17 protein-coding genes and 3 riboswitches are annotated in these 20,323 nt (G+C 51.3%); of the genes, 13 read left to right on the forward strand and 4 right to left on the reverse strand.

Features of this window, described 5'->3' with window-relative positions; translation table 11 throughout:
• Positions 1-110: 110 nt before the first annotated feature.
• Positions 111-1,121, reverse strand: a complete 1,011-nt coding sequence (locus tag IEY46_RS04245; RefSeq protein WP_188989435.1) for a glycoside hydrolase family protein — start codon at positions 1,119-1,121, stop codon at positions 111-113.
• 191 nt (positions 1,122-1,312) lie between these two features.
• Between IEY46_RS04245 and IEY46_RS04250 the strand changes: the two genes are divergently transcribed.
• Complete coding sequence (locus IEY46_RS04250) at positions 1,313-2,080, forward strand: spermidine synthase (RefSeq protein WP_188989437.1); 768 nt, start codon at positions 1,313-1,315, stop codon at positions 2,078-2,080.
• An 80-nt stretch (positions 2,081-2,160) separates the two neighbouring features.
• On the opposite strand, the gene IEY46_RS04255 is transcribed toward IEY46_RS04250, so the two are convergent.
• Complete coding sequence (locus tag IEY46_RS04255; protein ID WP_188989438.1) at positions 2,161-2,571, reverse strand: hypothetical protein; 411 nt, start codon at positions 2,569-2,571, stop codon at positions 2,161-2,163.
• 8 nt (positions 2,572-2,579) lie between these two features.
• A riboswitch (cyclic di-AMP (ydaO/yuaA leader) is annotated at positions 2,580-2,744 on the reverse strand.
• A gap of 388 nt (positions 2,745-3,132) precedes the next feature.
• A riboswitch (cyclic di-AMP (ydaO/yuaA leader) is annotated at positions 3,133-3,331 on the forward strand.
• Between the two features lie 93 nt (positions 3,332-3,424).
• Positions 3,425-3,608, forward strand: a riboswitch (cyclic di-AMP (ydaO/yuaA leader).
• A 378-nt stretch (positions 3,609-3,986) separates the two neighbouring features.
• Here IEY46_RS04255 and kdpF point away from each other — a divergent pair.
• From kdpF to IEY46_RS04305, 10 genes are all read left to right on the forward strand, one after another.
• The gene (kdpF, locus tag IEY46_RS37000) at positions 3,987-4,064 is read left to right on the forward strand and encodes a K(+)-transporting ATPase subunit F (RefSeq protein WP_188991665.1); all 78 of its coding nucleotides are present in this window, start codon (positions 3,987-3,989) and stop codon (positions 4,062-4,064) included.
• Between the two features lie 94 nt (positions 4,065-4,158).
• On the forward strand, positions 4,159-5,838 hold the full coding sequence (kdpA, locus tag IEY46_RS04265; protein WP_188989440.1) for a potassium-transporting ATPase subunit KdpA: 1,680 nt from the start codon (positions 4,159-4,161) through the stop codon (positions 5,836-5,838).
• 22 nt (positions 5,839-5,860) lie between these two features.
• A complete protein-coding gene (kdpB, locus tag IEY46_RS04270) occupies positions 5,861-7,894 on the forward strand; it encodes a potassium-transporting ATPase subunit KdpB (protein ID WP_188989442.1) in 2,034 nt (677 codons plus the stop codon).
• Between the two features lie 47 nt (positions 7,895-7,941).
• Positions 7,942-8,556 carry a potassium-transporting ATPase subunit KdpC gene (gene kdpC / locus IEY46_RS04275; RefSeq protein WP_188989444.1) on the forward strand — a complete coding sequence of 205 codons (615 nt, stop codon included), beginning with the start codon at positions 7,942-7,944 and terminating at the stop codon, positions 8,554-8,556.
• 63 nt (positions 8,557-8,619) lie between these two features.
• The gene (locus IEY46_RS04280; protein WP_188989446.1) at positions 8,620-10,938 is read left to right on the forward strand and encodes a histidine kinase; all 2,319 of its coding nucleotides are present in this window, start codon (positions 8,620-8,622) and stop codon (positions 10,936-10,938) included.
• 187 nt (positions 10,939-11,125) lie between these two features.
• Complete coding sequence (locus IEY46_RS04285) at positions 11,126-11,803, forward strand: response regulator transcription factor (protein ID WP_188989448.1); 678 nt, start codon at positions 11,126-11,128, stop codon at positions 11,801-11,803.
• Positions 11,803-13,182, forward strand: a complete 1,380-nt coding sequence (locus tag IEY46_RS04290; RefSeq protein WP_188989450.1) for a sensor histidine kinase — start codon at positions 11,803-11,805, stop codon at positions 13,180-13,182. The genes IEY46_RS04285 and IEY46_RS04290 overlap by 1 nt, the downstream gene beginning before the upstream one ends.
• A gap of 67 nt (positions 13,183-13,249) precedes the next feature.
• Positions 13,250-14,368 (forward strand): ABC transporter permease, encoded by a 1,119-nt coding sequence (locus IEY46_RS04295; RefSeq protein WP_188989453.1) that lies wholly within the window; start codon positions 13,250-13,252, stop codon positions 14,366-14,368.
• Complete coding sequence (locus tag IEY46_RS04300) at positions 14,365-15,048, forward strand: ABC transporter ATP-binding protein (RefSeq protein WP_188989455.1); 684 nt, start codon at positions 14,365-14,367, stop codon at positions 15,046-15,048. The genes IEY46_RS04295 and IEY46_RS04300 overlap by 4 nt, the downstream gene beginning before the upstream one ends.
• Positions 15,049-15,282: 234 nt before the next feature.
• On the forward strand, positions 15,283-15,930 hold the full coding sequence (locus tag IEY46_RS04305; RefSeq protein ID WP_188989456.1) for a DJ-1/PfpI family protein: 648 nt from the start codon (positions 15,283-15,285) through the stop codon (positions 15,928-15,930).
• Positions 15,931-16,001: 71 nt separating this feature from the next.
• Here the strand turns inward: IEY46_RS04305 and IEY46_RS04310 are convergent, their stop codons facing one another.
• Positions 16,002-16,526 carry a GrpB family protein gene (locus IEY46_RS04310; RefSeq protein ID WP_188989458.1) on the reverse strand — a complete coding sequence of 175 codons (525 nt, stop codon included), beginning with the start codon at positions 16,524-16,526 and terminating at the stop codon, positions 16,002-16,004.
• Between the two features lie 62 nt (positions 16,527-16,588).
• Complete coding sequence (locus IEY46_RS04315) at positions 16,589-17,533, reverse strand: AraC family transcriptional regulator (protein ID WP_188989460.1); 945 nt, start codon at positions 17,531-17,533, stop codon at positions 16,589-16,591.
• A gap of 119 nt (positions 17,534-17,652) precedes the next feature.
• Here IEY46_RS04315 and IEY46_RS04320 point away from each other — a divergent pair, with 119 nt between their 5' ends.
• Together IEY46_RS04320 and IEY46_RS04325 are read left to right on the forward strand one after the other, a co-directional pair.
• Positions 17,653-18,339, forward strand: coding sequence for a phytanoyl-CoA dioxygenase family protein (locus IEY46_RS04320; protein WP_188989462.1), 687 nt, complete (start codon positions 17,653-17,655; stop codon positions 18,337-18,339).
• 40 nt (positions 18,340-18,379) lie between these two features.
• Positions 18,380-20,320: a DUF8034 domain-containing protein gene (locus IEY46_RS04325; RefSeq protein ID WP_188989464.1), complete on the forward strand. Its 1,941-nt coding sequence runs from the start codon at positions 18,380-18,382 to the stop codon at positions 20,318-20,320.
• Positions 20,321-20,323 lie beyond the last annotated feature (3 nt).

Raw genomic sequence — 20,323 nt, forward strand, 5'->3', positions numbered from 1 at the left:
AAGGTTTTGCCTCACTGGAGCGGGGAGGAAGGGGCTTAAAAAAACTCCAGCAAGGTTTGTCCTTGCTGGAGCACGGAAGTCGGGCGGTACGATATCGGGCAAGCCGGAGCTTATTCCACCGGCTTGGAGGTGGCGACGGTAATGGTACGGAAGGAATGCAATTCTTTTCCCGTCCTGTCACCATCCTGGTAAGGCCGGACAGCCGTATAGAAATGATACAGAACATCGTTATAATAGAGGATGCTGGCCTTGTGGGCATGGATCTCGTCCAGGGATCCGATATAGCCGGACTCTAGTATGGGCCTGTCATGCTTGCGCCAATGAAGGAGATCCGCGGAGAAAGCAAGCCCTTCCTGGGCATGAACGCCATCAAATCCGAAATAGAAATTCAACCAAAGATCGCCATCCCGGCAAATGTAAGGATCGGAGACAAATTTACTGTCCCACTGGCGTACCGATATCTGGAGAATAGGGTTATGGTCAAACCTGGTCCATTCCAGCAGATTTTGTGAGACGGCTGCTCCGGTCTGTTCGGCCCATGCCCCATGAGTCAGGTTCTTGGCATTATAGAAGAGATAAAACTTGTCTTCATGTTCGATCAGGCAAGCTTTGTACAGACCGCCTTTCTCCCAATCGTCACCATCCTTCCAGGTGAATACAGGTTCCGCAAGTTTATGCCATTCCAGCAAATTCTCATCCTCGCACCAGGCCAGCCCGATTTCGGCTGCTCCTTCTTCATAGCCAGGGGAAGGGTAAGAATGATAGACCATCCAATAGCGGTCATTAATTTTCTTAAGCTGAGGCAGCTCATACAGATCATTGGATTGTTTGAGAATCCATGTCCCGGCCGCTCCGATCCGGTCCCAGCGATCCGAGTCTTCGCGCCCCAGAATGACACCTTGAAAGGACCAGTCCAGCAGGTTGTCACTGACGGCTAGAGCGGTTTGATAACCATCTCCGTCAAAGCCTACATAGGTCATATAGAAGCGGCCGCGATGAAAAAAAACGAAAGGAACATCCACGGCAAGGCTGTCGAAACGGCCCTTCATGCCAGATCCCGTAAGAACCGGGCGTCCCAATTTGTAAGGGGTGGCGTACTTTTCAACCTCTGATTTATTCATCTTTTCTCTCCTTAATGTGCATTTTCCGTTCTTCATTCAGGTGTTGCAAGAACAAGATATCATAGTTATATTTAACCTGATATAACAGGATCAGATTTAAAGTTGACATTATCCGACATTAGGGATAGTGCCGTATACAGAGCGACGAGAGTGAGCTAGGGATAATGTCAGACTAACAAGGAAGCGTTTATATGCATCAGTTGGACAAGGAATCCGGCGGATTTCAGGAGATCGTCGTCTATGAAGCAGCCCAGCTGTTTGGAGAGACTGGAAAATTCCGCTTTCTCCAGTTTTCGGACCAGGCCGTCCAGGGCGCTGTCGACCTGAATAATCCCGGGCGTATCGTGCTTGAATATCCAAGAGCAATCATACATGTAATGGAATGCAACCGTCCGTCATTTGAGAATGTATTCATGATCGGGCACGGAATCGGCACCATCGCCAGCCATTACCCCGACAAACGGTTTAAAGTAGCAGAAATCGACGGGAATGTCGTGGAGTTAAGCAGGCGTTATTTTGATTACCGGGCAGATAATGTTGAGATTGGGGACGGGAGGCACCTGCTCGGGAAGGAAGAGGCAGGCAGGCTGGATTACATCATTGTGGATGCCTTCACCCGGAAGGGCACACCTACGCATCTGACTTCGCTGGAGTTTATGAAGCTGACCAATGAAAAGCTTGGCTCCCGGGGCTCGCTTATCATGAACTTGATGGGCAAACCAAAGGGCGACCGGTTAATCAATGCGATTTATTCGACGCTTGGCGAAATCTATCCCTATCGAACGGCTTTGTCCCTGCGGGGCGCGGGGGAGGAGTTGCGGAATATTATTGTTGTTGGAAGCTCAGGCGCCATCGAATGCGATTCACGTGAGTTGGCAGGGTTTGAAGTTATTGAATTGGATGAAGGACATATCATTTGGGATAGTCCGCACGGAGATTTCCTTGAAAGAATCTTCTGACTTTAGGGTGTAGAATACAAGCCCAAAGAGCAATAAAACTCTCCGGGCTTCAACTACAATTGTAAATAGTGGGTTGGATTCTAGAACAAACTAATATAAGAAGAAGCACGGTCAAACAATACGGATTTTATCGCTGACAGATTATATCCGGGATTGATTTTCAACTGCTCTAGGGCGGTAGAGACCAGTACGCTTTGCAAGGTTTCTTCATGGTAATACTTCAGTAACAAACCGGGATTGCAGGGCTCCGTGGAACCCAGGATGTCCCGGAAACGGCTGGACCATGTAATCCAGTCCGCAGGCTTTTGCCAATTTTCGAGCACCATATCGCTCCATGCTTGACCGGTGTTTGCAGTCAGGAACAGGATGACCTGATAGCGGATCCATTTGTTGTCATTGAGGGCCACAACAAACAGTTCCATCCTTTTGATTTGAACAATCTGTAAGCGGAGTTCCGGTTCAGACAGGGGGTCAACGGTTTGAACAGACATTTTTAAATTCTCTCCCTTTTTTTCGTTTACGAGGTTAGCTGTCGGATTCGGACGAGAGAGCCGCCCTGCCAGAGCCGTTAAGCATCCGGCTTCACCCCTTGAATGAAAGATTTTCCAGTCGTTCACATGGTTCCCCCGCTGCTTCCTTTGGAAGCATTCAACGAATAAATGATAGCCGTGATCAGGCTTGCCATTTATCATATTCCGTTCCTATTATTCTGTAAAATGAACCGCAGCCTGATAAACACGCCATAACCCCATATTTTTCATTTACAGTGAATATAAGTGGCTAAAACCAGTCATTTTGCGTAATTCCTCGTTCCCTCTCCATGTATCTTCTGCTCTGCTCCAAGCCCGTAGTACTGTTGATTTCTGTATTTGCAGAGATTTAGAAAACGGACGAAAGACTGCGCTAGAAGGGGGATGGAGGATTAATGACTACTTGGAAGCGCTTAAAAAGAGGCGCAATGATGTTTTTTATGCGGATTTGTGTTCTGGACATGCTTTACACACCGTATGAGTGGGGAGTATGATTCATATCGTGCTAAGCAACATATATCCATTTTTTGATCGCTGAGTTTCCGCCCTCGGGCGGAAAGCGGGGGAACCATAGAAGCGCTGCCGGATTCCGATGTGAGAGTCGGACACTGGCAGCGCAGGGGTGAATCGTTGTGTGAGTGTCATGAAACTCATGCAATGTAGGGCGACTCTCACCGCCCGAATCCGACAGCTAACCTCGTAAGCGCAGGTGGAGAGAGGAATGGTGAACGAAGTGATCGATTAAATTCGACCGCAGAGCGTCACGTGCCTCTGCGGTTTTTTGTTGTATAGATTTTTGTATAAAACATTGAATTTGTTTCATTCGCTGAATATTGCGCAGCAGCTGCAGTAACGGGGGAACCAACGACTGTCCTCGTCCAGTGGGACGAATGCTACGGTCACGGGGTGAATCATCCGGCATTCCAAAATGCCGGGCGTAGGGCGACTCTCATGCCCGAATCCGACAGCTAACCTCGTAAGCGTACGGGAGAGGCAACACTTATCGCGAGCGATCAGGACAATGTCTTGGTCAAAGAAGCCGCAGGTAAAGGTTACTCTTTTCCTAAGGCTTCTTTTTTGTTGCCTTCTTCCTGTGAATCTGGAGGAGAAACGTATGGAACAACAGCTAATAATGGTGGCAGCATCGACCGAAGCGGGAGGAAATTCGTACGGCTGCTGTTATCGCTGCCTGTATTGTGCGCATGCAATCCGGAGAAGTCGGGTTCTTGCTCAGCCGTTTGAATGATCAACCATAAAGGGAGTGCTGATATGCTGGATGTTTGGATGACTTTGACTTTGTTTGTATGCTTCCTTCTTATCGCTGGATTTATGATCTGGTGCGGCAAGTCGATCGATGAGTCGGAGGGAGAACGCTCATGACGGTAGTATTGATTTTTACAGGTGCGTTGCTGATCTACCTGGTGTATGCCCTGCTGCATCCGGAGAAATATTAAATGAAATATAGACCGGTGAATGACGTTTTTGCATGAGCAGCCAGATTTTTTCAGCGGACGTTTAGAGTCGATTAAGCCCCAAGGAGGAACGGCTATGGATATATTGCAAATTGTGATTGTGATCGGCATTCTGATGCTGATTGCCAAACCGCTCGGGAATTATTTGTATCTTGTATTCTCGAATGAACCTAATCGCACAGACAAGGTGTTCGGTCCGGTGGAAAAAGTGATTTATATGATCATGGGACTCAAGAACAGGGCAGGGATGAGCTGGAAGAAGTACGCCATCAGCTTTGTCACCATCAACTTCGTACTTGTAGCGATCAGCTACGTGCTGCTGAGAGTGCAAAGCGGCTTGCCGGCAAATCCAAACGGAATCGGCAATATGGAGCCAACGCTCGTACTGAATACTATCGTCAGCTTCATGACCAATACGAATCTTCAGCATTATAGCGGTGAAACGGGGCTGACGTATTTCTCGCAAATGGCGGTCATCATGATGATGATGTTCACATCGGCGGCGACCGGCTTCTCGGTTGCAGTCGCTTTTGTAAGAGGCATCACAAGAAAAGGCAAGACGATAGGAAACTTCTTCGAGGACTTCGTCAAAGCGCACACACGGATTTTCTTCCCGTTGGCGGTTATCGTCACGCTGGTGCTGGTTGCGCTGCAGGTGCCGCAAACGCTCGGTCCAGCCTTGTCCGTCGTTACGCTTGAAGGTGTGACCCAGCAGATCGCAATCGGGCCTATTGCTTCATTGGAATCGATCAAGCATTTGGGCACCAACGGAGGCGGGTTCTTAGGCGCCAACTCGGCGCATCCATTCGAGAATCCAAGGCCGCTTACAAATGTTATCGAGATTTTGTCGATGTGGTCGATACCTGCTGCACTTCCATTTATGTACGTTAGATTTGCAAAAAGCCGCAAGCAGGGCTGGGTTATTTTCTCATCCATGATGATCCTGTTCCTTGTATTCCTCACTGTCGCCTATACGGCTGAAAAAAGCGGCAATCCGGTGCTGAACGGGCTTGGGATCGATACCTCACAGGGCAGTATGGAAGGTAAGGAGGTACGCTTCGGGATTGCACAGTCTGCCTTATTTACGACAGTTACAACAGCGGCGACAACAGGAACAGTCAATAATATGCACGATACGCTTACACCTCTTGGCGGTCTTGTACCGCTTGGGGAGATGATGCTTAACGTCGTGTTCGGGGGCAAAGGCGTCGGGCTGGTCAATATGCTGATGTATGCCATTCTTGCCGTGTTTATCTGCGGCCTGATGGTCGGGCGAACGCCAGAGTTTCTCGGCCGTAAAATTGAGCCAAGGGAAATGAAGCTGATCGCGATCGCTATTCTGGTGCATCCGTTTATTATTCTGGTACCGACGGCCGTAGCCTTTCTTACCGATCTCGGAAAAGGGGCAATTTCGAATCCAGGCTTCCACGGCATTTCACAGGTCCTGTACGAATACACCTCTTCCGCGGCTAATAACGGTTCGGGATTTGAAGGACTTGCAGATAATACGCCGTTCTGGAATATTTCCACTGGCCTTGTCATGTTCTTCGGAAGGTATATTTCGATGATTGCGATGCTGGCCGTTGCCGGGTCGCTGACCCGCAAGCAATGGGTGCCGGAGACGATCGGAACGTTCCGCACGGACAATGCGCTGTTTACGTTCTTATTGATCGGGACTGTGGTTCTGATCGGCGCTCTGACCTTCCTGCCAGTTATCGTCATGGGACCGATCGCCGAGTATTTGACAATTCGTTAGAAGGAAATGGGGTGAGCCGAGAATGAATGGAAATCGTAATAAAAGTATGTTTTCTGGCGATCTTGTCGCCCAAGCGCTAAAAGCCAGCGTAATCAAGCTGAATCCTGCAGTCATGATCAAGAATCCTGTCATGTTTGTCGTTGAAATCGGCACCGTCATTGTGCTGCTGATGACGATATTCCCGGGATATTTTGAATCAAGGGATCGCATCGGCTTCAATTTGACGGTGTTTGTGATCCTGCTGTTTACCGTGCTGTTCGCCAACTTCGCAGAGGCTTTGGCTGAGGGGCGGGGCAAGGCGCAGGCGGATTCGCTTAAGAAAACCAAGCAGGAAATTATGGCCAACAAGGTTGTAAGCGGCGGCATCAAAATCGTCCCCTCCACCGAGCTTCGCAAAGGGGATATCGTTATTGTCTCGCAAGGGGAGATGATTCCCGGTGACGGCGAAGTCATCGAGGGTCTCGCATCTGTTGATGAATCGGCGATTACAGGCGAATCTGCACCTGTCATCAAGGAGGCCGGCGGCGACTTCAACTCCGTTACCGGCGGAACTAGGGTTGTCAGCGACCGCATCAACGTACGGATTACAAGCGATCCCGGCGAAACGTTCATCGACCGGATGATCGCGCTGGTCGAGGGGGCGAAGCGGCAGAAAACGCCGAATGAAATTGCCTTGAATACGCTGCTGATCAGCTTGACGCTTATTTTTCTTATTGTCGTCGTAACGCTAGGGCCCATTGCTTCCTATGTGAATGTCGATCTGGAAATTCCGGTTCTCATCGCTTTGCTCGTCTGCCTCATACCGACGACAATCGGGGGACTGTTATCGGCGATCGGCATCGCCGGTATGGATCGGGTCACGCAGTTTAATATTCTGGCGATGTCCGGCAAAGCGGTGGAAGCCGCCGGCGACATAAATACGATGATTTTGGATAAAACAGGGACTATCACTTTCGGTAACCGGATGGCCAGCGAAATCGTCCCGGTGGGCGAGACGAATGTGAACGATACGGCCGCCTGGGCGGCAATCGCCTCAGTACAGGATGAAACGCCGGAAGGCCGTTCCGTACTGGAATGGATGAAGAAGAACGATAAAAAGTATGATGCTTCGCTTGGCGAAGGCGGAAGCTTTGTGGAATTCAAAGCGGAAACCCGGATGAGCGGTATCGATCTGAAGGATGGCCGCAACGTGCGCAAAGGAGCGGTCGACGCGATCCGCAAATGGGTGCTTGCCCAGGGTGGTGTTATTCCGGCGGATCTGAGTAAGCAGGCTGACCGCATTTCCTCTGCGGGCGGCACGCCGCTGGCAGTAGCAGTTGACAAAGAAATCTTCGGATTGATTTATTTGAAGGATACCGTGAAGCCCGGTATGCGGGAACGCTTCGAGCAGCTTCGGGCCATGGGCATCAGGACGATCATGTGTACGGGTGATAACCCCCTGACGGCGGCTACGATTGCCAGGGAAGCGGGCGTCGACGATTTCATCGCGGAGAGCACGCCCGAAGACAAGATTGCCGTTATCCGCCGGGAGCAGGCCGAAGGCAAGCTGGTTGCCATGACAGGAGACGGCACGAATGACGCGCCCGCACTTGCGCAGGCGGATGTCGGTCTTGCGATGAACAGCGGCACGACAGCCGCCAAGGAAGCGGCGAATATGGTCGATCTCGACTCCGACCCTTCGAAGATTATTGAAGTGGTGGCAATCGGGAAGCAGCTGCTGATGACCCGCGGAGCATTGACTACGTTCAGCATTGCCAATGACGTTGCCAAATATTTCGCTATCATTCCGGCAATGTTCATGCTGGCCATTCCGGAGATGGATGCTTTGAACGTGATGCGGCTGGGTTCTCCGCTGTCAGCGGTATTGTCGGCCTTGATCTTCAATGCGATCATCATCCCGCTGCTCATCCCGCTGGCCATGAAAGGCGTCGCTTATCGCCCGATGAGCGCTTCGCGGCTTCTCAGCCGCAACCTGTTCATCTATGGATTGGGCGGAATAATTGCTCCGTTTATTGGTATAAAATTGATTGATTGGATCGTTCATGTGTGGATCTGACGAACGGGGCCAGGTTACAAACTCAAATAGAAAGAAGGAATCGTACCATGAGTGTACCACTTACGGATAACGGGAATGACAATCAGTCCGGAGGATCGGTTTTTCTGATTGCCCTGCGGGCCGGCGTGCTGTTCATCGTGCTTTGCGGAATTGTGTATCCGCTTGTCAGCACGGGGCTTGCGCAGCTGTTGTTTCCCGCCCAGGCGAACGGGAGTCTGCTGAAGGATAAAGACGGTCATGTAGTCGGCTCCGAATTAATCGGCCAGAACTTTACGGATTTGAGCTATTTTCAAGGACGCGTATCCAGTATTGAATATAAAGCGGAGGCTTCAGGATCCAATAACTATGCTCCATCCAATCCGGATATGCTGGCGCGGATGAAGGCTTCGAACGAGCAGTGGCAAAAAGATAACCCGGATGTGCCGCTTGCGCAGCTGCCGCTTGCCCTGGTGACCAACTCGGGTTCGGGTCTCGATCCCGATATTACCCCGCAATCAGCCCTGGTTCAGATTCCCAGAATCAGCAAGCTGACCGGCATTTCCGCTCAGGAACTTGAGTCCTTGGTCAATGAGCATACGATTGACCGGGACTTGGGCATATTCGGCGATAAGCGGATCAACGTGCTGAAGCTCAATCTGGCTTTGTCGGAGCTGAAGAAATAATCATTAAACCGTACCCAGTCCGATAGGCGTTCCACGGACGGGGCAGCGGGAGGGGGCGGATACGTGACACAGTTCAGACGCAAGACGCCGGAAGAGATTCTGCAATCAATCTCCAGATTGCACCGGGGACGCTTGAAGATCATTATCGGCGCTGTCAGCGGATCCGGCAAAACCTATCATATGCTTCGGGAAGGCAAGCTTCTGAAGCAGGAAGGGATCGATGTAGTTATTTGTGCGGTATCGACGATGCAGCGGTCGGAAACCGTCCAGCAGGCGCAGGATCTGGAACGCGTGCCAAGCATACATTGGCAGCGGGACGGCAAGGAGCAGAAGGACCTGCCGCTGGACGTCCTGCTTGCCCGGAATCCGGAGGTTCTGCTCGTCGACGGTCTCGCCCACCGCAACCGTGAAGAAGCCCGCTTCAAGACCAGGCTCGAGGATATTCAGTATCTGATGGACCACGGCATCAGCATTATTACCACGATTAATGTCTATGAGCTTGCGGGTGAAGACGAGTTTGTCTTCAAGCTGACAGGCATCAAGGCCGAAGAAACCGTGCCCTCGAATACGCTTGAATTGGCTGACGAAGTCCGGTTGATCGATGCTTCGCCAGAAACGATACTGAAGCGGATTGATGAAGGGGTATTGGGAGAGAGTATGCATCCGGCTCTGTCCCGCCGCGGCAATCTCGGCGTGCTCCGCGAGATTGCGCTCCGACTGATGGCCGAAGGCGTCAATGAATCGTTGGAGAAGCACCGGGAGGAGCAGGGTCTTATAGGACCCTCCGGGGCGGCGGAACGGATTCTTGTCTCCGCGCAGTATCACTGGAACGGCTCGCTCTATGTTCGCAGAGGACAGCAAGTTGCAAAACGGCTGAACGGGGATCTGGTGGTCGTTACGTTTGTGCTGCCCAGGCAGAAGCTGAACCGGAATCAGCAGGCGTTCAAGCTTTCCATCCAGAAGCTGGTGGAGAAGGTCGGGGCTAAATTCGAGGAACTGCCTCTGCCGCATCTGCGAAAGCTTCCTTCCGTGCTTGTGCGTTATGCCAGACAGCACAATGTGACCCGGATCGTCATGGGCCATTCCAAGAAAAACCGCTGGCAGGAGCGGTGGCAGGGCTCGATTGTGAACAGAGTACTGAGAAGGACCAGGAACATCGATGTATTTCTCATGGCAGACCGCGCGGAGCATGAGGGCGAGCGCATTCTGCCTGTCAAGCCCAATATGGCTGGAAGAACGTTCCGCCGGCTCAGCTCGCGGGAAATCGAGGAGAAAATCGAGACGATCCGGCGCGGGACTTTAAAGGTGTACATTGGCGCTGCCCCGGGAGTCGGCAAGACTTATAAAATGCTGCAGGAAGGTAATATTCTCCGCAGCAAGGGCATCGATGTTGTCATCGGCCTGCTTGAGACCCACGGACGGAAGGATACGGCAGACCAGGTGGGCGAGCTGCCGGTTATTCCACGCGCGAAGACCAGCTATCAGGCAGCGCAGCTGGAGGAGATGGACACGGAGACGATCATCTCGGTTCATCCTGAAGTGGTGCTGGTCGACGAATTGGCGCATACGAATGTGCCCGGCAGCCCGTTCAAGAAAAGATACGAGGATGTCATCCGGCTGCTGGAAAGCGGGATTTCCGTTATTTCCACTGTGAATGTTCAGCATCTGGAAAGCTTGAACGACGCCGTTCTGCAGCTGACCGGCGTGCGTGTCAGGGAGACCGTGCCGGATGCCATTTTGAAGATGGCGGACGAGGTCGAGCTCATCGACGTCACCCCCCAAATGCTGCAGACACGGATGCGGGACGGGAAAATCTATGCGCTGGAGAAGGTAGATCAGGCGCTGGGCTCTTTTTTTAAAATCGGCAATCTAATCGCCCTGCGGGAACTGGCTCTGCGTGAAATCGCAGACGATGTGGATGAACGGCTGGAGGCATGGGACCGCAATACCTCACTGCGGGGGCATTGGCGCAGACGCGAGGTGATCTTCGTCTGCGTGGACACGGGCAGCCGCTCTGAGCGTCTGATCCGGCGCGGGTTTCGGATTGCCCACCGTCTGAAGGCAGAATGGCATGTGCATTATGTGCATTTTGGTGCGGTGATGACGGAGGAAGAACAGAAGCGGCTCGATACGCTGCGCCAATTATGCGAACGGCTGGGCGGGAACATGCAGGTAGCCGCAGCGGACAGCCGTAAAAGAATGCGCAGGACGCTGCTGCAAAGGATGAACGAAGTCCACGCCACGCAGCTCATAATCGGGCAATCCCGCAGACCGCTGTGGTACACGCTGTTTAAGGAAACAGTCGTTCATTATCTGCTCCGTACCGCCCGCCATATGGATATACTGATCGTAGCGGATTTTGATCCTTCGATGAAGGAATAAACATATTATACAGCGGGAATCCCTCCTTAATCAGGATGGGATTTTTTTTGATTGGCTAACCCTTTCAGTTCGTCATGATGTTCAATGACCTCGCAGTTCTTAGATGAAATTGTGTCCGGCGGGCAAGTATACTATCATAATAACAGGTTGACAGTTCAGGCAGGAATGGCAGCAATGGAGGAGAATCATGGCAAAACATTTATTGATCGCAGATGACGACAGCAATATCCGCTCCTTGCTGAGGCTTGTTATGACAGGTGAAGGGTATCATGTGCTGGAAGCGCGGGACGGACTGGAAGCGTTGAGTCTGCTTGCGGAGAATCCTGTGGATTTGGCTATTATAGATATTATGATGCCCAAGCTGGATGGACTGGAGCTGTGCGAGCAAATCCGCCAGCACTACGATATTCCGATTATTATGCTGACGGCGAGGGAGCAGCTGAAGGATAAGGAACAAGGATATTTACGCGGTACGGACGATTACATTACGAAGCCGTTCGAGCCGATGGAGCTACTGTTTCGGATAAAGGCGTTATTCCGGCGTTATTCCCGCGTCTCAAGCGACAGAATCCGGCTGGGCGGCGTGATTATCGATATCATCAACTACGAGATCATCGCCGGCGATACGGTTCTGCTGCTGCCGCTGAAGGAATTTGAGCTGCTCGCACAACTGGCGCAGTATCCGGGACGTCTGTTCTCGCGGGAAGAGCTTATAACTCTGGTATGGGGTGCGGATTATATGGGGGATAGCCGGACGGTTGACGTTCATATCAAGCGGCTGCGCGAGCGTTTTGCCGATTACCGGGAAGACTTTACGATCCAGACCGTGAGAGGGATCGGCTATAAGGTTGAGGTGGCTACCTAATGAAATCGTTATATTACCGTGTGCTGTTCATCACGATCGCGACGGTCGCGGTCAGCAGTCTGCTTGGTTTTTTGGCATCCAATCTGTATTATCACACAAAGCTTAAGGCTTTTAATGATGAGAAGCTGATCCGTATAGCCGGGGAAACAAGAAACTTTGCATCGGAGCATCCCGATTTAGCGGACTCCTATCTGCAGAGCGCTGCGGAGTTGGGTTATGAAATTTATTTAACGGATGGAAGCGGCATTGACCGCTTCTATGGCAACGAATTCCGGGAGCACGATCTGCTGCCGGAGAACGTCCGGCTGGTGCTTGGAGGAGATGTGTACCATGGGGTGGCTTCTTTCCCCAATAAACCCTTCGTTACCGGCTTTTTTGAAAATAGTCTAAGCAATACGGTAGGCATTCCCTTACAATTGGATGGCAAGTCGTATGCGTTGTTCCTGAGGCCGGATACCATGCTGCAGTTTGGCGAGCTGCGCATCTTTTTTGCTCTGGTGGGCGGACTTACGGTCGTGTTCAGCCTATTGTTTTTTCTGATCAGCACCAGATATCTCGTGAAGCCGATAACAAAGCTTAGCGAGGCGACCAAAAAAATAGCCCAGGGACATTACAATTTGACTCTGCCGAAAAACCGGCGCGACGAGATTGGGCAGTTGGGCGTGCATTTCACGATGATGGGCAAAGAGCTGGAGCGGGTCGAGCAGGCTCGGCGGCAGTTTGTCGCTGATGTATCGCATGAGATCCAGTCCCCGCTGACTTCGATCCACGGCTTTGCCCAGACGTTGTCCAATCCGGAGCTAAGCGCGGAGGAACGAATCCGCTACGCGGCTGTAATAGCTGAAGAGAGCGGGCATCTCTCACGGCTCGGCAGACAGCTGCTGACATTGTCCTCGCTGGAGCAGAGCGTGGATGGCATGAACATCGCCTCATTCCGTCTAAAGCCGCATATCCGCCAGGTGGTTCAGGTGCTGGAATGGCAGCTGGCGGAGAAGAAGCTGGCGCTGGGCTTGTCCGTGCCGGATGATCTGGTTATTAAGGCGGACGAGGATTTGCTTTCCCAGGTCTGGATGAACCTGCTTGCAAATGCCGTGAAATACACGCCGGACGAAGGGACGATCAGGGTCAGCGCGAAGCTGACCGGGGGTCAAATCGAAGTTGCCATTTCCGATACCGGACAGGGCATTCCCGACGTCGAGCTGCCTTTTCTGTTCGACAGATTCTACAGAGCGGACCACTCGCGTGAACGCTCGACCGGCGGATCGGGCCTCGGTCTTTCCATTGTGCAGAAAATTGTTCATATGCATGGCGGGCAGATCGAATTGGCCAGCAAACAGGGTCAAGGAACCACAGTTACCGTTAAGCTCCCCCAATTGTAATTTGGTATTCACACGCCGTTCATTTTCGATTCCTACACTGGATCTTAGAAACAGGAGGGATGAGAAGATGTATCTGGCATTAAGAGAAATGAGGTTTGCCAAAACCCGCTATATGCTGATTATTACCATTATGCTGCTTGTATCTTTTCTGGTGCTTTTCGTTACCGGCCTGGCAAGGGGACTGGCTTATGCGAATGCATCGACGGTCAAGAATATGGCAGCAGACCATTTTGTCGTTCAAAAGGATGCGGACCGGCGGTTTACGCGCTCGCTGCTGTCCGAAGATCATTTAAATAATGTCCGATCCGTTGTTGGCGAAGCCAATGCGGCTCCGTTAAATCTTAGAATGACGTCCATTACGGAAAAAGGAGAATCCGTCAAAACCGATGTAACGCTTTTTGCGGTAGATATGGAAGGATGGCTTGCCCCTGAAACAGTCAAAGGGAAGGAAATCTCGAATACATCCGACGGTCAAATCCTTGTCGACCGCAAGCTGGAAGATTCCGGCGTCCGGATCGGAACGGTGCTTGAGGACACCATGACCGGCAGCCAGTGGACGGTAAGCGGCTTTGTAAACAATGAATCGTTCAGTCATACGCCAAGCCTATTTATGAATGAACAGGACTGGCTCAAGCTTCAGAAGCTTGCAACCGTGAATGGCAAGGATCCTGGTGCAAATACCTACAATGCAATTGCCGTCAAGACGGACAAAGGCCAGGTAGATCTGTTGAAGGATAAGCTGCCGGATGCCGAGGTCATCTCCAAATCCGAGGCTGTGTCCGCAGTTCCGGGGTACAAGGAGGAACAAGGATCGCTGCTCATGATGATTGTGTTCCTGTTCGTCATCTCGGCCATGGTGCTTGCTGTCTTCTTCTATGTCATTACGATTCAGAAAACAAGCCAATTCGGCATTCTGAAGGCGATTGGCGCAAGAACGGGTTACCTTGCGCGAAGCGTCATGGGACAGGTGCTGCTCCTGTCAATCGGCAGCCTTGCCATCAGTCTACTGCTGATTCGCGTTGTGTATGCGGTACTTCCAGCTTCCATGCCGTTCCAGCTTGACAGCTCGACGCTCATCCTCACCTGCACATTGTTTATCGCAATGTCGCTGATCGGATCGCTGCTGTCTGTCTTCAAAATTGCCAGAACCGACGCTTTGGATGCGATAGGGAGGACTGCCGGATGAGTGCAAAGCTGATCATGAATGAGGTATCCCGGACGTTTCACGACGGGGATTCGGAACTGACAGTGTTGAACAAGCTGTCGCTGAAAGTCGATGAGGGGGAACTGGTTGCCGTTATGGGTCCTTCAGGCTCGGGCAAAAGCACGTTTCTTTCGATTGCAGGCGCGCTGCTCAGTCCAACAGCCGGTGAGGTCATTATCGATGGCGTGCCGCTTTTCGGAATGAGCGAGCTTGAACTTGCGGAGCTTCGGCTGAGCAAAATCGGATTTATTTTTCAAAGCGCCAATCTGATTCCTTATCTCAAAGTGAAAGAGCAGCTGCAGCTTGTAGCGAAGCTTGGACACCGGAGCCCGGCTGCATCATCTAAACGGTCGCTGGAATTGCTTGACCGGATGGGCCTGCGGCATCGGCTTTCCTACTATCCGGACAAGCTGTCCGGAGGTGAGAAGCAGCGCGTGGCGATTGCCCGCGCATGGATGAACAAGCCGGCTCTGCTGTTTGCCGACGAGCCGACGGCGAGTCTTGATGCTTCCCGGGGACAGGATGTGGTGAAAATGATTGCCGACGAAGTCAAAGCGGAAGGCAGAGCAGCTGTCATGGTGACCCATGATGAGAGGGTGCTGCATCTATGCGACCGGGTTCTGTATTTGCGTGATGGGGCTCTGAAAGAAACGCAGGAATAGGCAAGGTGGACAGCATTCAATAAAATAAAGCGTAACGATGGCAAGGATGAACTCTTGCGGCTGTCGTTACGCTTTTTATTTGTCGCTAACCCAAATCATGTTTCACCTCAATAGGTCGTTTGTTTTATCCATTTTGTGGTAATTAATACTAACTGACAGCGTGCTTTTCGGACTGCCATTAGATTCGATACCCTTTCGTGTAACGAAATCATAGTTAATCAAGGAGGAGAGTACATGAATTACGCTTATGCTTATGTACTGGATACGATGGCGGATTGGGAGCTTGGCTTTGTAACTGCGGAGCTTAACTCGGGTCAATATTTCAAAAGACGTGGGAGTCGTATTCCTGTCAAAACGGTTGGGGCTTCCAAACGACCGATCACGACAAAAGGTGGCATGAAGATCCTGCCGGACCTGACGGTAGATGAGATCTCGCATGAAACATCCGCGATACTGCTCTTGCCGGGGGCAGACAGTTGGAATGATCCCGAACATGCACCAGTTGTCGAAAAAGCAAAACAACTGCTGAAGGCAAGCGGCAATGTTGCCGCCATATGCGGAGCGACCACTGCGCTTGCCAATGCCGGATTATTGGATGACCGTCAACACACGAGCAACAGTCTGGAGTATTTGACTATGTTCTGCCCCGCATACAAGGGAGCTGCCTTTTATAAAGAGAAGAAGATCGTTGCCGACGGGAATCTCATTACAACCGGTTCTGCCGGCGGACTTTTATTAGCTCGTGAGGTTATTGCACTGCTGGATCTATTTAAAAAGGATACGTTAGAAGCGTGGTATAACTACTTCAATACTGGCGACGGCAACTATTTTGCTGCCATGATGGAGACGCTGCAAGAGAGCAATTCTACCGAGAAAAAATAATCGCTATTATGTAATATGATTGCTATTTATAGAAAAAGACAGGACCGCCCGCCGTAGGATCAGCGGTTCTGTTAGTCCTTATCCACCATACTTTTCTTAGCTTGTTCGAGTAAATTGTTTACATAATCGGCTTTTTCATCCGAATAAGCGAGTAATGTCGTGTGCCCTTTATTTATGGAATGGAGCTTTATTTCTGAGTAATGTTTGGCTGCATTCGGGTTATCCCTTAAGAAATTTCTTATGAGGAGATTATTTACCCATTGCTCACCGTTCCAGATCACTACAGCAAGGTTATAGGCATGTTCCTGGCGTTTCCGAAAATATAATCTACCTTTTACCCCAGCTTCTCCGAATCCTTCATATCCCAGTTCTATTAAATTGTTAATTATAGAATTGTTCAACTCAAGCGTTTTCAAGCCAACCAAGATATCAATAATCGGTTTTGCAATCATTCCTTGTACCGAGGTGCTGCCGAAATGCTGTATGTCGATAACATCTTCTCCGAAAGCTTGCAAAATATTTGCCTTTTCATTTTGAAATAATGCAGGCCACTTATCATCGTATTGAACGACACGTATAATCTCATCAATTCCCATTCAATCGTTCACCCGCTTTTATTTAGTTTGCAGCTCCACTCACTTGAGAATAAACGTGACTGTTAATGCAAAATGCTAAGCTTGCGGTAAGCTCGGGGAGAAATGCCCTGCCATTTTTTGAACACTTTGCTGAAATTATGAAGATCTTCATAGCCGAGCTGACGACCGATCAGCTCGATTTTCATATCGGTTTCCCGCAGCATTTTTTTGGCTTCGCGATGTCTGATAAACTGCAAATATTTGCGTGGACTCATGCCGACGATATCCTTGAACAACCGGATAAAGTGATCCTCGCTCACATTGAAACGACCCGCCATTTCCGCATTTGCCCATGGCGCTCCGGGACGAATCTCCATTTCAACAGCCAACTCCTTGATTTTCCCCTGGTATCCGGAATGAAGATTAGGCCGGCTGGACTTCGTGTCCAGGCTGAGCAGCTGCGTGAAGATCAGGAGCATAAGTCCCCTGCATGCCAGCTCATAACCCGGATTTCCCCTGCCTTTTGCATGCTCCTCCACAATCCGTTCCATCCATTCTACCATTTCATAAGGAACCGACTCATAATGAGCGCCAAAAACCGGATGGCCTTCTCCCATCACGGGAATAGAACAGAAGCGCTCCGGATCGATTTTATCCTCACGCACAGTAAGGTCCTGTTCAGCCAGGACGGTTTGCTCGTTGAAGAAATCAAAGTGGATGCCAAGCAGATGGGTATGGGGGTCGGCAAGCAGTTCGATGCGGTGGCGCATTGCCGAGGAAAGCAGCAGCAGATCCCCCGCTCCTACAGGAATAGGGGCAATCTCATCATTGAAATGAATCAGCAGTTCCCCCTGAAAGACATAAATAAGCTCGAAGTCATAGAGGGTCCGGTATTTGCCTGGACCGGGAAAAGGCCTTTGAATCTGGGCCCAATGGACACTGGGACACAGATGCGGCCATTCAAGTCGCCGCGGTTTGGGATGTTGGAACATCTGCCTCGCCTCCATATCGGAAAAGGATAACTTCATATCGATCCCCACCAAATCCATCATAGCTTATTTGTGCTAATATCTGAAGTAATCCCGGGATGATCCGTTTATTCTTCCGTTTTGAAATTGTATAACATCATAAAAGGTGGTAGAAACCGATGGACCGCGATCTTAAACAACAGTTTGCAGAGCAGGGTTATGTCATTATTGAAAATTTATTTTCTCTGGAGGAAGTGAAGGAGCTTAAGGCTGAGGTCGCCCGAGTGCTGGAGCAAGTCAAGCAGGAGCGTGGGGAAGGTGCCGTAAAACACGGCGTATACGTAGGCATGGCTGCGGCAAGCGGATTGTTCAAACAAGCGGCGGCAAAGGCGGAGCTGGCGAAGGTTCTGAAAAAGATAGTCGGGGATCAGGTTACATTCCTTAGTGATAAAGTGGTTTTTAAGGACTCCAGGGTCGATTTCGGATCTCCCTGGCATCAGGATTATCCCTATTGGGAAGGCAGCCATAAATATTCCGTCTGGATTGCGCTGGATGACGCCACGCCGGATAACGGCTGTCTGAAGATACTTCCGGGTTCGCATCTGAAAGGCTTCCTCCATCATGGCGGAGGGGATCATGACGGCAACGGCTTCTCAAGCCGGTTGAAGGATGAGAATATCGAACAATCGCAAATCATTGACCTTCCGGCATCGCGGGGAACGGCTATTGTTTTTCACGATCTGCTTTTCCATTCTTCCTATCCCAACCGGTCAGGCAAAGATCGCGTAGCACTGATATCGACCTATAAGGACGGGACGCAGGATGACCCGGATTATGAATGGGCTATAGCAGCTTTTCCGATCTGAAACGACACCCAAAATGAGTGGATAACGGAGGAATCGGCGGATGGAGGATCACAGATTTGGCAGACCGGTTGCGGCCATCACAGCGGAGGAAATATGCCAGCCTCCGGAATGGGCCTTGCTGCAAAGGCTGCTGCTGGATACGATGAACCAAGGGGCAATGGAATTCGTGGATAGGTATACCCGCAAGGACAGAACACTCATCTGGCGGGAATTTTGGCCCGGGATGGACGGATCGGATGATCCTTATGAGGGCTTCATGAATTTTCCACTGCTGTATGCGCTGGGCGGCAATGAAGAACTGTACCGCGTGTCGCGTGAAATTTGGGAAGCGATTACATGGCAGTGGACGGAGTACGGACAGATCCATAATGAATTCGATGCCTATTATGATTGGATGCATCATGGGGAAGGTTATTTATTCTTTTATTTCTTCGGTCTGGCCGACCCCCGCGTACTCAAGGACAAACAGCGGGCTGTCCGGTTTGCCGGCTTCTATGGCGGTGATAATCCCGATGTGCCCAACTACGACAAAAAGAAGAAACTGATCCGTTCGCCAATTACCGGCAGCAGAGGTCCGCGCTTCCAACAAACTGCGGAGGATTGGGAAACGCATCGTGAAATCCTGGACAATTATTTGCCGCCGTTCGAGGACATACCCGGTGTGGACCGTTATGGCAGCAGCTGCCCCTGGTCCGACGATGAGGTGTATAAGGAAATTCTGCTCAGAATCAACGACAGGCAGGCACGTGGAGATGTGCCGCTGAATCTATGCGCAACCAGCATGATTACTCATGCCTATATGTATACGGAGGATGACGCCTACCGGAGCTGGGTGCTTGAGTATCTGGAAGCCTGGAAGGAGCGCACCGCAAAGAATGGCGGGATCATGCCGGATAATATCGGATTATCCGGCGATATCGGCGAATATAATGACGGCAAATGGTGGGGCGGCTATTATGGCTGGCGGTGGCCGCATGGAGCAGTGACGATCCTGGAGCCGACCATTATCGCCGGAAGCAATGCGGTGCTGCTGACGGGTGATTATTCCCATCTGGATCTAGCGCGTTCGCAGATTGACAGGTTGTGGTCTATGGCAAGGGAGGAAGACGGAAAGTATTTGGTACCCAACCGCCATTACGATGAGGGCTGGAGGGACTACCGGATTCCGCACCCGATGTTCGCTGTATATGTGTGGAATATCTCGATGGATGAAGCGGATGCCCAGCGGGCAGAACGCGGTTGGTCCTCCCCGCATTTCGACAGAATCGACTCGCGATACAGCAGCTATGGACAGCAGACCAATGGCGGGCATATGGGCTTTAACGGCAATACCGCCCAGTGGTTCCGCTATATCCGGGGCAAGGATCCCGACTATCCGGTAGGCATCCTGAGGTCGAATTACGCGATGATCCAGGCGCAGTTGAAGAAGATCCGTTCGCCGGAATACGCGCCGGAGAAGACGGCATTGTCGCAAGCGGCGCTCAGCATCCACCAGTGGCAGGAACTGACGCCGGTGCTTGTCGAAGGTTTGGCCCAATTAACGATGGGCGCTCCGATGCATGTTTATCATGGGGGACTGCAGCACGCGAGGGTACGGTATTTCGACGCGCTGGCAAAACGCCCCGGACTGCCGGACTCGGTCGCCGCGCTGGTAGAGAAGCTGGCTGGCGATTCGGTCACTCTCCGGCTGGTGAATCTGAGTCTGTTCGAGGCCAGGGATGTGATTGTCCAGGCGGGAACTTTTGGCGAACATGAATTTACTGCAGCCCAGAAGCTGACGGAGGAGGGGGAAGTATGCGGAATGCAGCAGGTACAAGGGAAGTGGCTGCTTGTTCGAATGGCTGCCGGAACGGGTGTCCGGCTGCGGCTGGGAATGAATCGTTATGTCAATCAGCCCACTTACGAAACTCCCTGGAGCGCATCGGAAGAAGCGGAGAAAATCGTGCAGGGCAGGAATCAGGAGCAAGACACGAGCAAATAACGC

This window comes from Paenibacillus nasutitermitis (assembly GCF_014641075.1).
Classification (GTDB): Bacteria; Bacillota; Bacilli; order Paenibacillales; family Paenibacillaceae; genus Paenibacillus_Z; species Paenibacillus_Z nasutitermitis.